The organism is Paenibacillus sp. FSL L8-0470, assembly GCF_038008625.1.
GTDB lineage: Bacteria > Bacillota > Bacilli > Paenibacillales > Paenibacillaceae > Paenibacillus_AQ.
Window position 1 is genome coordinate 6,263,933 of sequence record NZ_JBBOZM010000001.1, and the last position, 14,418, is coordinate 6,278,350.

The 14,418-nt window shown below is 46.8% G+C and carries 9 protein-coding genes; 3 read left to right on the forward strand and 6 right to left on the reverse strand.

Annotated elements, in window-relative coordinates; all coding sequences use genetic code 11:
* Nucleotides 1-79 precede the first annotated feature (79 nt).
* From NST99_RS28485 to NST99_RS28510, 6 genes are all read right to left on the reverse strand, one after another.
* A complete protein-coding gene (locus NST99_RS28485; protein ID WP_341096199.1) occupies nucleotides 80-3,883 on the reverse strand; it encodes a GH32 C-terminal domain-containing protein in 3,804 nt (1,267 codons plus the stop codon).
* Nucleotides 3,884-3,980: 97 nt separating this feature from the next.
* Entirely contained in the window at nucleotides 3,981-4,871 is an 891-nt protein-coding gene (locus tag NST99_RS28490; protein WP_341096201.1) for an ROK family protein, read from the reverse strand.
* Nucleotides 4,872-4,889: 18 nt separating this feature from the next.
* Entirely contained in the window at nucleotides 4,890-6,374 is a 1,485-nt protein-coding gene (locus NST99_RS28495; protein ID WP_341096203.1) for a glycoside hydrolase family 32 protein, read from the reverse strand.
* Nucleotides 6,375-6,622: 248 nt separating this feature from the next.
* Nucleotides 6,623-8,233 carry an ABC transporter substrate-binding protein gene (locus NST99_RS28500; RefSeq protein ID WP_341096204.1) on the reverse strand — a complete coding sequence of 537 codons (1,611 nt, stop codon included), beginning with the start codon at nucleotides 8,231-8,233 and terminating at the stop codon, nucleotides 6,623-6,625.
* 59 nt (nucleotides 8,234-8,292) lie between these two features.
* On the reverse strand, nucleotides 8,293-9,174 hold the full coding sequence (locus NST99_RS28505) for a carbohydrate ABC transporter permease (RefSeq protein WP_341096205.1): 882 nt from the start codon (nucleotides 9,172-9,174) through the stop codon (nucleotides 8,293-8,295).
* 16 nt (nucleotides 9,175-9,190) lie between these two features.
* Nucleotides 9,191-10,048 (reverse strand): ABC transporter permease, encoded by an 858-nt coding sequence (locus tag NST99_RS28510; protein WP_341097779.1) that lies wholly within the window; start codon nucleotides 10,046-10,048, stop codon nucleotides 9,191-9,193.
* A gap of 523 nt (nucleotides 10,049-10,571) precedes the next feature.
* On the opposite strand from NST99_RS28510, the gene NST99_RS28515 reads away from it, so the two are divergent.
* The 3 genes from NST99_RS28515 (at nucleotide 10,572) to NST99_RS28525 (ending at nucleotide 14,337) form a co-directional block, all read left to right on the forward strand.
* Entirely contained in the window at nucleotides 10,572-11,612 is a 1,041-nt protein-coding gene (locus NST99_RS28515) for a LacI family DNA-binding transcriptional regulator (RefSeq protein ID WP_341096207.1), read from the forward strand.
* An 804-nt stretch (nucleotides 11,613-12,416) separates the two neighbouring features.
* The gene (locus NST99_RS28520) at nucleotides 12,417-13,370 is read left to right on the forward strand and encodes an alpha/beta hydrolase (RefSeq protein WP_341096209.1); all 954 of its coding nucleotides are present in this window, start codon (nucleotides 12,417-12,419) and stop codon (nucleotides 13,368-13,370) included.
* A gap of 43 nt (nucleotides 13,371-13,413) precedes the next feature.
* Nucleotides 13,414-14,337, forward strand: coding sequence for an ATP-grasp domain-containing protein (locus tag NST99_RS28525; protein ID WP_341096210.1), 924 nt, complete (start codon nucleotides 13,414-13,416; stop codon nucleotides 14,335-14,337).
* Nucleotides 14,338-14,418: the final 81 nt, after the last annotated feature.

The following is a 14,418-nucleotide window of genomic DNA, read 5'->3' on the forward strand; positions in this document are numbered from 1 at the left end:
AAAACAGTCCCGATGCCTTTGATCTGCATCGGGACTGTTTAACGTATTACAAGTAATTTCTACTGTGCTGAAATTACATTCAGAATTTAATATGCCATTTTTGACGGGCTTCACCGGTTTGAGGAGCCTCTAACGTCAGTTTCGAGCCATCCTCAGATACAGCCAGCGCCAACTGATTATGGGCAGAGAGGATGGCCGCTGAACCATCCCCATTCTTATGGATGATCCAGCGCTGATTATTGTAACCCAGATAGTCATAAAGCTGAATTGAATTATGTTCTATGTTCAGATCAAGGGCTTGACCTGAGGCCGTACGGATCGAGTAGGAATCCACGTCATCTCCCGTCGGCACAAATACCCACTTCTGATCGGATATTTCATTTGCATCCTGAACCGTTACGGCTTCACCCTTCACCGGATTTGCTGTATAAATGGATTTCAGGAACGTTTCGTTTACCAGGCTTGATGTTATCAAGTTCTCCGCTGCTGCCCCGTTCACATTAACATTCTGGTAGGAGACAGATCCGCCGAAGACATGAAGTCCAAAATGGCCTGCTGCAAAAGTTCCGTCCTGCAGATCCATTATTTTTTGCCCGCCCAGATACACCACAATATGAGGTCCGTCCGCTTGTATCTTTAAACTATACGTCCGGTCCGGCAGAATGAAGGCTGGAACTTTCGCCAGAACCTGCCGTTCTTCAAAACGTCCATCGATTTTGTAGAACAAACGGATTGCCTTCATATTAGGATCCAGATTCAAGTAATAACCGTTGCGTCCGTCCGGACTTGCACGGAACAGAAGGGAACCTGCGCCGCCGGACTTGCCAAGTTTCATCTCGGCTTCATACGAGAAGTCTCCCGCCTTCTCCTCAGCAACATAATTTGCGTCGCTGGAGTGACTTCCGCGAATTCCGTCCCCGCTAACCAGCCAGGAAGCCATGGACACGTCTTGCATCCAGCCGCTGAGGTTGGTATGAAATGTTCCGCCGAACACTTTCACACGGAAACTTGCGGATGCCTTTCCATTCGGTGTAGATACCGTAATGATGGACTCGCCCGCTTTTTTTGCCTCAAGGGTTGCACGGGAATTGCCTGCCGCTTTTATGATTACGGCATCTTCATTGCTGGACTTCCAGTTCAAAGGCTGGGCGCCGTTGCCGGGTCCGTTTTCTACGATCGCCTGCACTGTTTCGCTTTGCCCAACCCCCAGTTCACGGTCACTGGTATCCAGAGCAATCCGTGTTGCCGAACCCGACTCAGGATTCCATACCGACCCAAGCTTATAGACTTTCAGAGAAACAACCTTCACGTTGCCGCCCTTGGTGTAGAAACTCATTGCCCTGCTGGCCGGGTCCGGAAAAATGACCTCGGAGAACACAGACTTCCCTTCATTTACAAAAACCTCAACCGAAGATTCATCCACCAGAATCCGCAGCTTGATTTGGCCGTTCTCTGTCGGCATTTTCGTTTCATGTCTCGTACTGAACAGGCTGGAAAAATCTGTTTCCCCGGAAAGAGAGCGGTCCACAAACATTGTGCTCCCGCCCGGCTTATAACCTACAACTGTCTTCTGATCCGCTCCCTCACGTACGTTGAAGCCGAACTCCGATACGCTGCTGCCGGCGGGAATCTCCAGGGTAGCTTCAATTTCATAGGCACCTGAGGTCATGCCTTTCAGCAGATTAGGAGAAGAAGGAATGACCACCTTGTTAGCTGCGGAATAGAGTTCACTGCGCAGGGATTCCAGCTCCTTCACCGGACTCTGGGCAAGACGAATTCCGTCTTGGGTGTTGATTAGGGTAACTTCTCTCGGGATCGTCAGTTCTCCCTTCCAGTTAGATGTCGGAAAGGCGAAGGGATAATCCCAGTTGGACATCCAGGCCAGCATCACTCTGCGCCCGTCTTGCATATCAGAGAAGGACATGGATGCATAAAACTCCTTGCCGGCGTCTGTCCTCAGCACGGTTCCAGCCGGGTTGTCGTTCACGAATTTACCTTCCTTAGTCAGGCTCCCTACAAAATATTCCGCATCTGAACCACCTGTTGCCGGGTTCGCTCCTGTACTAATCATTAGAACCCATTTCTTCTCTGTCGTTCCCTGTACAGTAAGCGGAAACAAGTCGGGGCATTCCCACACCCCGCCACGGACATAAGCCCCATAACCCCAATTATCGGTCAACGTCCAGTCAAGCAAATTAGTTGATGTGAAAAAGCGGATATGATCACCGCCCGATACCACCATGACCCAGCGATTATTCTCCTCATCACGGATCACCTTGGGATCACGGAAATCCCATCCCCCGGGTTCTTCTCCGTTCTTTCCGGGGTTCTCAATGACAATTGGACGATCCTTGGCAGTTTCCCATGTCCGCCCCTGATCCTTGCTGTAGGCCAGACCTATACGCTGGTTGCCGTTAGAGGCATCCGGATTAAAGGAGGTGTAGTAGGCAAGAAGGCCTTTGCCGCCTGAATCCGAGAACAAACCGGAGGCATTCTTCAAATCTGCCACAGCAGACCCGGACCAGACATGTCCGTACTCATTCCATGGAAGGGCAATCGGCAGGCGTTTCCAGTTCAGCATATCTTTGCTGACGGCATGAGCCCATGTGCCTCCATCCTGATGAAAGAGATGATATTCCCCTTCGAAATAGACAAGCCCGTTCGGATCACTAACGGCACCGCGGATCGGCGTATAATGATACTGAGGCCGGTATTTTTCATTATTATAACTGCCAGCGTCCGTAACATAGGTGTCTTGAAAGTAAGCGGTTCCATGATTTACGACAAGTCCGGCGTATCCGGTAGCATATGAACTGTCCTTAACATCTATTGCTGCCGGAGTATACCCGTCCACGAAAATCTGAATCCGGTTCCCCTTCGCCTGCACTTCCACCGCATGTTTTGCCCCCGCTGGACTCGAATAAGTCCGCTTGGAGCTGGCAATTACCGTGCCGTTTGCTTTTGTTAAAGTGACATGTACCTGATTTCCTTCTTTCGCAAGAGAGGCTATATATCCCTTCGCTCCGTCAGAAGAGGAACGGAAGGCCAGGCCTGCAACAGCAGCGGAACGAAATGAGATCACTCCTTCATACACCAGATCAGCAGCTTGCCTGCTATAGATCTGCTGTGCCTTGCTCTGATTTACAGAGATCCCTTTTTTACCGCTGATATCCGGCTGCCACTGTCCCTGACTTGCCAGCACCGTATCCAGATTCCCCTTCAGATCGCTTACGTTAATATTTTGGAACAAGGCCGCTCCACCCGAGACCTGGAGTCCAAGCCGTCCGGAGAGATGTGCATTGTCCTGGATATCAATCACGGGCTTGTATTGATTCCCCCAATACACTTTCAGTAGGGGCCCTTCCGCTTTCACTTTAAGATGGTAGATTTCACCTTGTACCAGGGAAACCTTACGTTCCTCATGCAATTTGCCTTTTTCACTGCTTCCGTCTTTTAAGCGGATTAGTCCGGCATCCGGTACGATTTGCAGCATATATGAACGCTGACCTTCCTCACTGGAACGGAAAAGCAGCGCAGCATCCGGCTGCCGGTCCTTGATCATTACATCCGCTTCATATATAAAATCATCTGCTGACGTTTCGGAAATCGCCAGCACTTTTTCTTCAGGATCAGATGTCAGCAAAAGCCCTTCGGGCGTATCCTCCAGCTTGCCTTTTCCGGCTGTTCGCCATCCCGTCAAATTTGTAGCTGCTTTGGTAACGGTTTCAGAAATAGAAACCCCCTCCTTTATCAGTCTGCCGGACTTCTGCTCCGCCGGTGCGGCCCAGCCTGTATCCTCATTAACGGCAACAATCCCTGTTGAAGTCATCATGACTCCCGCAGCCAACAGAATGGATAGTGCAAATTTTGATTTCCGGTTCATCCTTTACCCTCACTTCCTGTAAATGATATGTCGCCTTTACTAAGAGCAAGGCCGGCCAATTACACATCATAACTGGCCGGCCTTATCTATTGCTGTATTATATAGAAGAAACCCGATTATTCCATGCTGTGAGTCCTAATGCGAGAGCGCCACCTAATCCCGCCTGCTGGCCCAGGCCCGGAGAAACAATATACTCATCCATGTGGTCCAGAATGGCGCTTGAACTGACATAACCGTTCAGGTTCAGGAGCACTGCTTCCCGGATAAGCGGGTACAGCTGCGACTGCTGCATAACCCCGCCGCCCAAAATTATTTTTTGCGGAGAGAGCAGTAGAATAGCACCCGTTATGGACTGGGCGATGTAGAAGGCTTCCATCTTCCAAGCCCTATGATCCACCGGAAGCTCGTGCCCTTTCTTCCCCCATCTAGCTTCAATAGCAGGACCTGCCGCCATCCCTTCAAGGCAGTCCCCATGGTAAGGACAACTACCAACGAAATCATCTTCAGGATGGCGCCTCGTCAACAGATGCCCGCCCTCAGGATGTACAAGACCATGAACTAATTGGCCTTCCGAATACACACCGATGCCAACGCCCGTGCCTACAGTAATGTACAAGCAGCTTGACAGGCCCTGAGCAGCCCCCCATTTCACCTCGCCATATACCGCCGCATTCACATCAGTGTCAAAGCCGAACGGGACCGGAAAGGCTTGCTTTAAAGTCCCGAGCAGATCGTAATTTCCCCACCCCGGCTTAGGTGTTGTCGTAACGTAACCGTAGGTCGGGCTGTCTTGGCGAATGTCAATTGGACCAAATGATCCAATCCCCATCGCTTCTACCCCTTTGTCTTGAAAATACTCTATGACTCTGGGCAAGGTCTGATCCGGATGTTCGGTCGGAAAGCTGATCCGATGTTCAAATCTCCCGTTTTCATCCCCGACCCCGCATACGAATTTCGTCCCGCCTGCTTCAATTGCTCCTATACGCATGTCACTTAACCCTCCCGGTTACTGGTTGCTGCCGTTTGCGGTAGATGAAGCCAGATTGTAGATATCCAGCGAAAGGAACAAGTCCTCTTCATTGTCGGCAAACGCAGCAAGACCGGTAGATTCGGGTTCAGGGAAAATGAGATCTGTAATAACTGCCTGGCCTCCACCACTAAACACTTCAACGGAGGAACGGTCCACATAAATATGCAGATCATAGGCTGTGCCCGGTGCCGTAAGCTTCGCAGAGTGGCGTCCCGGGAACAATTTGTGGAAATCATGCTTCCCGGAAGCTGTCCGGTCTACATACAATTCTTCTGTCTGCGTATCAATCCCGACCACAGTTTGCTGCTTTGCACCTACCTTTACTTTAAAGCCGGCAGATGTCCCATGAGCGACCTCCGCCTCAATAACGTAAGCCTCAAGATGAAGCTTGGCACAGGCTGCATTAATTTCTTGAACAGAGACATTTTTCAGGGAAAGGACCGGGATACGCGCGGCTTCCAGTTCTTTTGCAGGCTTCTGAATGAGTATTGTTTGCCCGTTCCTTAATTCCAGATAAAGCTCCCGGGGAATCGTCATTGCTCCGCGGAACCCTTCCGCCGGCGTCTGGCGGGCATACATCCAGTTGCTCATCCAGCCGATAAACAGGCGTCTTCCGTCTTCCTCGGGCAGATCGGACCAGCTCACACCGGCATAATTATCTCTGCCGTAATCGAGCCAGCGGATGCTCCGGGACTCTTCGTCAGGAGTAAATACAGCTCCGTCAAAGTCACCCGTGAAATACTGCGTTCTTGAGCCTTCCTCAAAAGCGGGATCTGCACCAATACTGACAAGCATTACCCATTTGGTATCCGATTTGGTTCCGTCAACAGCCAGCTGGAACAAATCCGGGCACTCCCACACACCGTCATGAGATCCGATGCCCTCGCCGAATTCGCTGGCAAAGGTCCAGTTGATCAGATCAGGAGAATGATACAGACCTACCGTTTGACCACAGGCTACGATCATCACCCAACTGCTCTTCTCTTTGTTCCAGAACACCTTAGGATCACGGAAATCAATAAATTTATCCTGTTCAAGCACCGGATTCCCTTCATATTTGGTCCAGGTTCTGCCTTTGTCCTTGCTATAGGCCAGACTTTGACGCTGAACGGCAGGTTGTCCTTCCGGCATGTCCAAGTGATGGGTAAAAATGGCTACCAGCCCCGGCTGATCCTCAAAAAATCCTGTCGTGTTATTCCAGTCGACAACGGCGCTTCCCGAGAAAATCATGCCCAGTTCATCCGGCACCAGCGCGATCGGCAGCTCTTCCCAGGTCACCAGATCCTTACTGACCGCATGGCCCCAATGCATGTCCCCCATGGTCATTCCGCCGGGATGATGCTGAAAGAACAAATGATATTCTCCCTCGAAATATACCAAGCCGTTTGGATCGTTCATCCACTTTTGTTTGGGTGAAAAATGATAGGCACCCCGGTAACTTTGTTTTGTAATAGCTGACATTATGATTTCTCCTTTGCTCCTGGATAAGCTGAACTTTAGATTATCCAATTGGCGTAGTACGCGGACTGCGGGGAATGTTTGGACTTCCGGCCGCTGTTAGGTTTGGATTTCCTGATTTGAACCGCTCATCGCGGTAGAAATCCAAACCTAAAGGCGAACGCTTACGCTCCTACAGTTCCAAACTTCCCCTCCGCCGCTTTCGCCTCTAGGTGTACTTTAGTTCAGCTTATATATATTTTTTTATATATTTACTTTCCCGTCGCTCTGTCGTAGCCTGCCTGTTTAATTTCAAGCCATTCCTGCAGGCCAAGACGGTCCAGTTCCTTCAAATAATCATTCCACTGTGCATCGACTTTTCCGTTCTGGTACCATTCTGTACGCATTCTGAGTACATAGGCGAACAAGTCGGTTTCAATCGTCGTCAGGCGGTCAAGCTCATCAATCGAATGAAATACGCTCGGCATTACATTCTCTGCTTTCATCTTTGGAGCCATGATATTCTTGATGATGTCCATGCGGCCTTTGGCATCATCCGGCATGGTCGTATATTTACCATAGTAGGAATCAAGGATCGCCAGCGGCCCGCCGATACTTGTTTTCTCACGAAGCTCCACAGGAGCAGCACCTTCCAGCGGCAAATGCTTCAGCATTCCTTTTGCTTCATCAAATTCAAAGATGTTCTGCTGTGTCTCGTCCCCGTAGGTTCCCCAGTTGTTCTGCACAGATTGGATCGGATCATACAGCTGATCCACCCATTTCGCTGTCGTTTCCAGGTTTTTATTGGCGCTTGTCACAACCATCTTACCGCGGTGTAAGCCGAGACCGTTGGTTCTGGTTACGTTGACTTCGCCATCCGGACCTGCGAGCGGCGGCATCACTTCATAAGCAGCGTTTGCTCCGGAGATATTGGCTTTATCCCAAGAGAAGTAGAGGCCGTACTTCTGATCTTTGCCTTTGGCCAGGTAAGTACTCCAATCTTGGGTATAGGCTTCAATATCAATGAGTTTTTCTTTATAAAGGTCATTGATAAAGGACACCGCCTTTTTATAGCCTTCTTCCTTAGCCGTAAATATCACTTTGCCTTCATTGCTTACGACCGCATGGTCGGGATTCTCTCCCAATCCGAACGAACCGAAGAGGAATGCTATATCTTCCGCACCCGGCTTGTTGATAAAGGATAAGGGGATTTCATCTGCCTGACCGTTGCCGTTCGGATCTTGTGTCTTGAAGGCAATCAACACCTTTTTCAATTCTTCCGTGGTTGTCGGCATGTCGAGACCCAGCTTCTTAAGCCATTCCACGTTGATCCAAGGGATGCTGTCTACAGCCTGAATTCTTTCTTTTCCGTTCCCAAGCTCTTCAATCCAAGGAAATGCATAAATCTTACCGTCGGGTGCCGTAATCATACTTTTGTATTGAGGGGCTTCTTCGAGCACTTTTTTGAAATTGGGCATATTCTGCTCGATCAGATCATTCAGTGGCACGATAGCACCGTCTTTAGCAAGCTTCAGCAGCTCATAATCACTGTAGTCGGCATTGAAAATAGCATCGGGGAGATCACCGCTTGCAACAGCCAGGTTTCTTTTTTCCACAAACACGTCTTTGGTGAAGCTTTTCCAGTTAATATGCACATTCGTTTTTTCTTCGAGACGTTTATTAATCAGCTTTTCGTTCGGATCGGCCGGTGCCAGCGGGGAGCTTTGGGTAATGAAGTTCAAGGTGACTTTGCCGCTTGAATCCTGTTTTTCACCGGCAGCATTCCCTCCCCCGCCGCCGCATGCGGCAAGGAACATAAATGAAGCAAGTACAGACGCAGAAGCAGCTTTTGACAACACCTTTGATCTTTTTGATCTTTTCATAGGATATGACCTCCAAAGTGAATAGGATTGAAAGAACTTTATCTATGTGCAGCCGTGTCCTATTTGATGGAACCGACCATGACACCTTTTTCAAAGTACTTCTGGAAGAACGGATACATAATAATGAGCGGCAAGCTGGAGACAACGATCGCGGCATACTTGATGATTTCAGACAATCGTTTCATTTCCGCCATAGCCATCTGGTCAGCGATCATGCCGGGATCTACCTGATTCTGAATCAGGATGGAACGAAGCACGAGCTGCAGCGGGTGAAGGTTCGGATTATCCAGATAAATCATGGCATCAAAGTAAGAATTCCACTGGCCGACAAAGGCATACAGCGCAAGCACGAAGATGATCGGCTTAGAGAGCGGCAATACAATGCTGAAGAAAATCCTCATTTCTGAAGCTCCGTCCACATTGGACGCCTCCTTCAATTCATTCGGCACGCCTTTGAAGAATGTTCTGGACAAAATAATATTCCATACATTGACCGCCCCAGGAATGATTACAGCCCAGACCGTATCCAGCAGCCCCAGATTCTTAACCAGCAGATAAGTCGGGACCAGTCCTCCTCCAAAGAACATCGTAAAGAGGAACACTGTCATGAAGAAACCTCTACCCTTCATCCGGTCATCCGATAAGGCATACCCCGCACAGATCGAGACCAGAACGGTAAGAATGGCAAAGGAAGAGGCGTAAAAAACAGCGTTCCCGAATCCTCGGATCATCGCCGGATTGGTAAGAATCATCTTATAACCATCCAATGACCAATCCGAAATTTTGAACGACAGCCCTTGGCTAAGCAGGATTGACGGATCCATGAAGGATGCAATCACTACATAAATGAGCGGAAGCACCACAATCAATACAGCAAGGGTCAAAAAGGTGGCGTTCAGCACAAGAATAAAGCGGTCCAGCCGGGAATGTTTAATGAACATGACTTGTTGCTCCTTTCTATAAAAGACCTTCGCCCTCGTTTAGTTTCTTCACCGTGAAGTTCACCGTAATGAGCAGGACGATGTTGATAATAGAGTTGAATAGTCCTACTGCGGCTGAGTATGCATAGTCACCGGACTGTAAACCAATCTTGTAAACGTACGTCGGAATAATCTCAGAGGTTGGCATGTTCGTTGCCGTTTGCATGAGATAAGCCTTTTCAAACCCGATCGACATGATGCCGCCCGCGGCAAGGATAAATACAATGGCCATAATCGGACGAATGGTCGGAATATCAATATGACGTATTCTTTGAAGAAGATTAGCACCATCCAAATTGGCTGCGTTATGTAACTCAGGGTCCACATTGGCAAGAGCCGCAACATAGATAATGGAGGCCCATCCCGCACCCGTCCATATATCCGAAAGAATATAGATCCAGCGGAAGTATTCCGGACGGGACATGAACATCACCGGTTCACCGGTAGCCCAGCTAAAAAGCTGGTTGATAGGTCCTGTCGGGGACAGGAAGATAAACAACATACCGACCACGACAACGACGGATATGAAGTTAGGGGCATACAAGAATAACTGTATGTTCTTTTTGACTCCGGCCCGGCGAACCTGATTGAGCATCAAGGCCAGCAGGATAGGAACAGGGAAGCTCAGGATTAGGCCGAAAAAACTTAATTTAAGCGTATTCATAAAAATCACTTCGAAGTTCGGGGAAGACAGGAATTTCTCGAAGTTGTAAAAACCTACCCACTCGCTTCCCATAATTCCCTTGATTGGGCTGAAATCCTTAAAGGCAATAATCGCACCATACATAGGACCGTATTTAAAAATAAGGGTCAGGATCAGTGCCGGTGCAAGCATTAAATAAAGGAAGTAATGTTTCTTCAAATATTCAAACAGGGAAATCTTCCGCCCCGTCACCAGTTTTCTGTGATCCACTTCAATTGAGTTATGCAATGCCTTGACCTCCATTCTTATACAATGTTTTTCATCAGTGAAAGGCTTACATTTTGACGTTCGCGCCCTTCTTCATTTACAATTTATCAAAGACTTCTCCGTGAGTCAATACATTTTGTAAAAATATATTTGTTCATTTGACAATTATCTTGCCTCTAAAATCCTGAAAATATTGTCAAAATTGATAAACAGGAGGTTTTTCTTAGAAAGATAGCATTTATTCAACTTAATATATTCACTTCAAGTTACGAAGCAGAATTAATCACCAAACAATATTATTACATAATGTAAAATACATTGTGCATTTGTAAAATTAACGTTGCTATTTTGAGAAAACTATTATACATTTAAGGGAGTAAAGCGAAGCGTATCCGATCGCTATTTGCAGAGTGAAAGAAAACAATAATATAGAGGTGAAATTACATATATGGCACGGGGAAAAGTAACGATACAGGATATCGCTGATGCTCTGGGAATCTCCAGAAACACGGCCTCCAAAGCCTTGAACGGAACGGAGGGATTGCCTGAAGAAACCAGAAATAAAGTGATCAAAAAGGCAATTGAGTTGAAATACAAGCAGTTTTCTTTAATGGAAACCGAAAGTGTCCTGCCAAAGAGCTCGAGAAACATTGCTTTATTAACAGAGAATTTGCCGAACACTTCGCATTTTGGATCGACTTTGATCAGCGGCCTGGAAAAGCGGATCAGCGCGGAAGGATATAATTTATCCATTCACATCATCCGGGAGATTGAACAGAAATCTCTGTCCCTCCCTAACAATTTCGATGTATCCAATGTGGACGGAATCATATGTATTGAGCTGTTTAACTTGGAATACAGCAACCTGATTACAAGCCTTGAGATCCCGACCATTTTCATAGACTGTTCCGCACATGTCTGCTACCCTGAATTCCGGGCGGACGTGTTGTTAATGGAGAACGAACACAGTACCTATCAGCTTACCAAAAAGTTGATTGAGGGCGGTTACAAAACCTTGGGCTTTATCGGAGATTATAATCATTGCCGGAGCTTTAATGAAAGATGGGTAGGTTTTAATCGTGCTCTGACCGAGGCTGGAATCCCGCTCGATCTCGGCCAGTGCGTTCTCGATGAGGATAATCTCTTTTTCTCCAGCCCCGGCTGGGCGGATGAAAGATTGAATGACATTGCCGGGCTCCCGTCCGCTTTTGTATGTGCGAACGATTACATCGCCGTAAACTTTATGAAATCACTGAAGAATCTGAATCATTCCATTCCCGGTGATATTGTCGTCTGCGGTTTTGATAACGGCCCGGAATCAAAAATTATTGAGCCTCATCTTACCACCGTTCATATCTACAGTAATGAAATGGGCGTCAAAGCAGCCGAAATACTGCTGTCACGCATCACCCATCCAGAGCAGCCCTATCAGGTCTCTCATATCTACACGAAACCGATCATTAGAGATTCCACCCCGAATATTAGCTGATACTCGCAGGAAGAAATAATAGGACCTTTTATATTGTGGAACCTATAAACGCTTACATTCAACAAAAGCATCCCTTTCACGTAAGGGATGCTTTTGTTTCTTCATATATCTCCTACTGGCTTGCAAAACTGCCGGAGTGGATATAGCTAAAGATTTATATAAATGGTGAAGCTGTTCACAATTACTAAAATCGTGTTTAACACTAACAGAGAGGTCTTAGATTTCCTTTCTCCCCTAAAAATAGATGCAACAATTTGAATACCCGGTATCAAGAAAAGGAATACCCGCTTAGGAATATAATTTGTGAAATCATCAGCCTTGAACTGGAATGATTTCACCTGTATTCCCATCTGGTCCGGTAATGAACGATACGCAATAAAATTAGACAGCAGAGTAATTGCAATCATTCCTGCTACAATGTAAAACACGGCGCCCCTCTTCATTTTCTGCTTTTCATCCCCTTATTTATCTGATGCCAAATAATTATAAGTTTGCAAATAAAATCTGTAATTATCTTATGTCACACACTGAATGCTTATAGCTGCTCGTGAGCTGCGGGCACTGGTCCCGCCAATTCTCCGGTGAAAATAAAAGTAAGAGCAGCAAGATCAAACGCGGTGAACCGTATCACAAATAGTGTTAAAGCGGAGATCAGAACTACGAATAGAATCTTAAGTGTAAAATCTTAAGAGTGGAGTCTGCACTATTGATGGTTTAAAATGTAAAGATGAGATGTGACCATATTGCCTGTAGAATGTTTTCGGCGAGTCCTATGTAAGCTTGGGAGAAAGGAACTGCAAATTCATGAATGAGTTTTCAACATATAATCAATCAGTAATCTATTGGAAACAATATCAAAAGTTTTTTCCTGAAGAAATGCAGATAAATGAAAACCATTTACCAACAGAAGAATGTATGACTTGGAACAATATTCATATTCATCTGGATCGTATGCCTGTTCTGCATGCAAAATTAAAAATCATTTTCATTCATGGTGCTGGTGGCAATGGCAGATTGTTGGCTCCTTATGCACGAATACTGCAAAAATACGGTTATGAAGTAGTGTCTCCGGATCTGCCGCCTTACGGTTTAAGTTATACAAATTCGGTAAAATCATTGGATTATCAGCTTTGGATTGACATACTTATTGAATTGATTGATCGGGAGTTGAAACGGGACGGCAAGCCTATTATCTTACTAGGCACCAGTATTGGGGGCATGTTAGCTTATCACACCGCGGCACAAAGCAAGCGAGTCAAAGGGTTAATTGCAACAACATTTGTTGATACGAGTGATTCGAAAGTTCGTGATCAGTTAGCTCCTAACAAACTCATTAGTCGGTTAGGTAAATTTTTTATGGACAAATTCCCCTTTTTATTAGATTCCTTGCAAATCTCTGTCAATAACGTATCTCGGATGAAATTGATTACGAACAATGTCGAAATGACCAAGCTCATTATGAACGATGCTCATGCGGCAGGCACAAAAATCCCTTTACGCTTATTAAGAACGTTCTTAAATATGAAACCGGTAATAAAACCTGAGGATTTTGATGTTTGTCCGGTATTACTCGTTCATCCTCAATTAGACCCTATGACTCCATATAGCTTCAGTAAGCCGTTTTTTGACAATTTAAAATGTAGAAAAGAATATGCAATTTTAGAGGGTGCTGGTCATTTTCCGATTGAACAACGGGGGCTGGAACAGATGAATGCTGCTGTGCTTTCTTTTTTGAAAACAGTAGAAAATGAATTATAAGTAGCATAAACACCAACTAACTTGAGGGATGAGGAAGATTATTATGAGGATTATTTTCTGCCAGGATCCGCTGGATGCCAAGAGAGTTGACATGGATTATGAAACGGAGTGGCACGCAGCTCAAGCTGCCGGCTCCAAGACGGAGCTTGTTTCATTGGAGGCCTTAATGGAAGGCCAGGCTACCCGATCCATCCGGCAGATTACACCCGCACTCTCTATGGAATCTGCAATTTACCGGGGCTGGATGATGAAGCCGCAGCATTATGAGCAGCTCTACCATGCACTCCAATCAAAGAATATTGAACTCATCAATGACCCTACCGCCTATGCTCACTGTCACTACTTGCCCTACTCCTATTCGATGATCGCATCGTTGACACCGCGCACCATTTGGCGTACAAGTCCAAGCAAGCCCGCCGACTGGGAGGAGCTGTTCGAACAAATCACCGTATTCGGCGAATCTCCTTTAATCGTCAAGGACTATGTGAAGTCAAGAAAGCACGAATGGGTTGATGCCTGCTATATCCCGGATGCTTCAGACCACGGCAATGTACAGCGGGTGGTGTGGAACTTCATCGAAAGACAGGGGGCTGGACTGAGCGAAGGAATTGTTATCCGTGAATTCGTTCCTCTGGAGTACCTGCAATCACACGATAAGAGCGGCATGCCGCTTTCCAAGGAATACCGGATATTTTTTCTGGATCATCAAATCATAGCTTTTCTGAATTACTGGGATGATGTTACCTACGATGAGGATCAGCCGGATCTGACCCCTTTTATGGAAATTGCCCGCACGATTACAAGCCGCTTCTTCACCATGGACATCGCCAAAACTGCAGAGGGAAGCTGGATTATTGTAGAGCTGGGAGACGGCGGAGTTTCGGGGCTGCCCGAGCAGATGGATGTCAGAGCGTTTTATGAGGGGTTACTTCAAGGAATAATAATGACCGATCCGCCGCTGCTCTAGCTTTTTGCTGGACCCTTATATACAAGGCACTATCCAAACAGACTCCTTTAGCCTTTACCATTTTGAAACTACTTTGCCGAA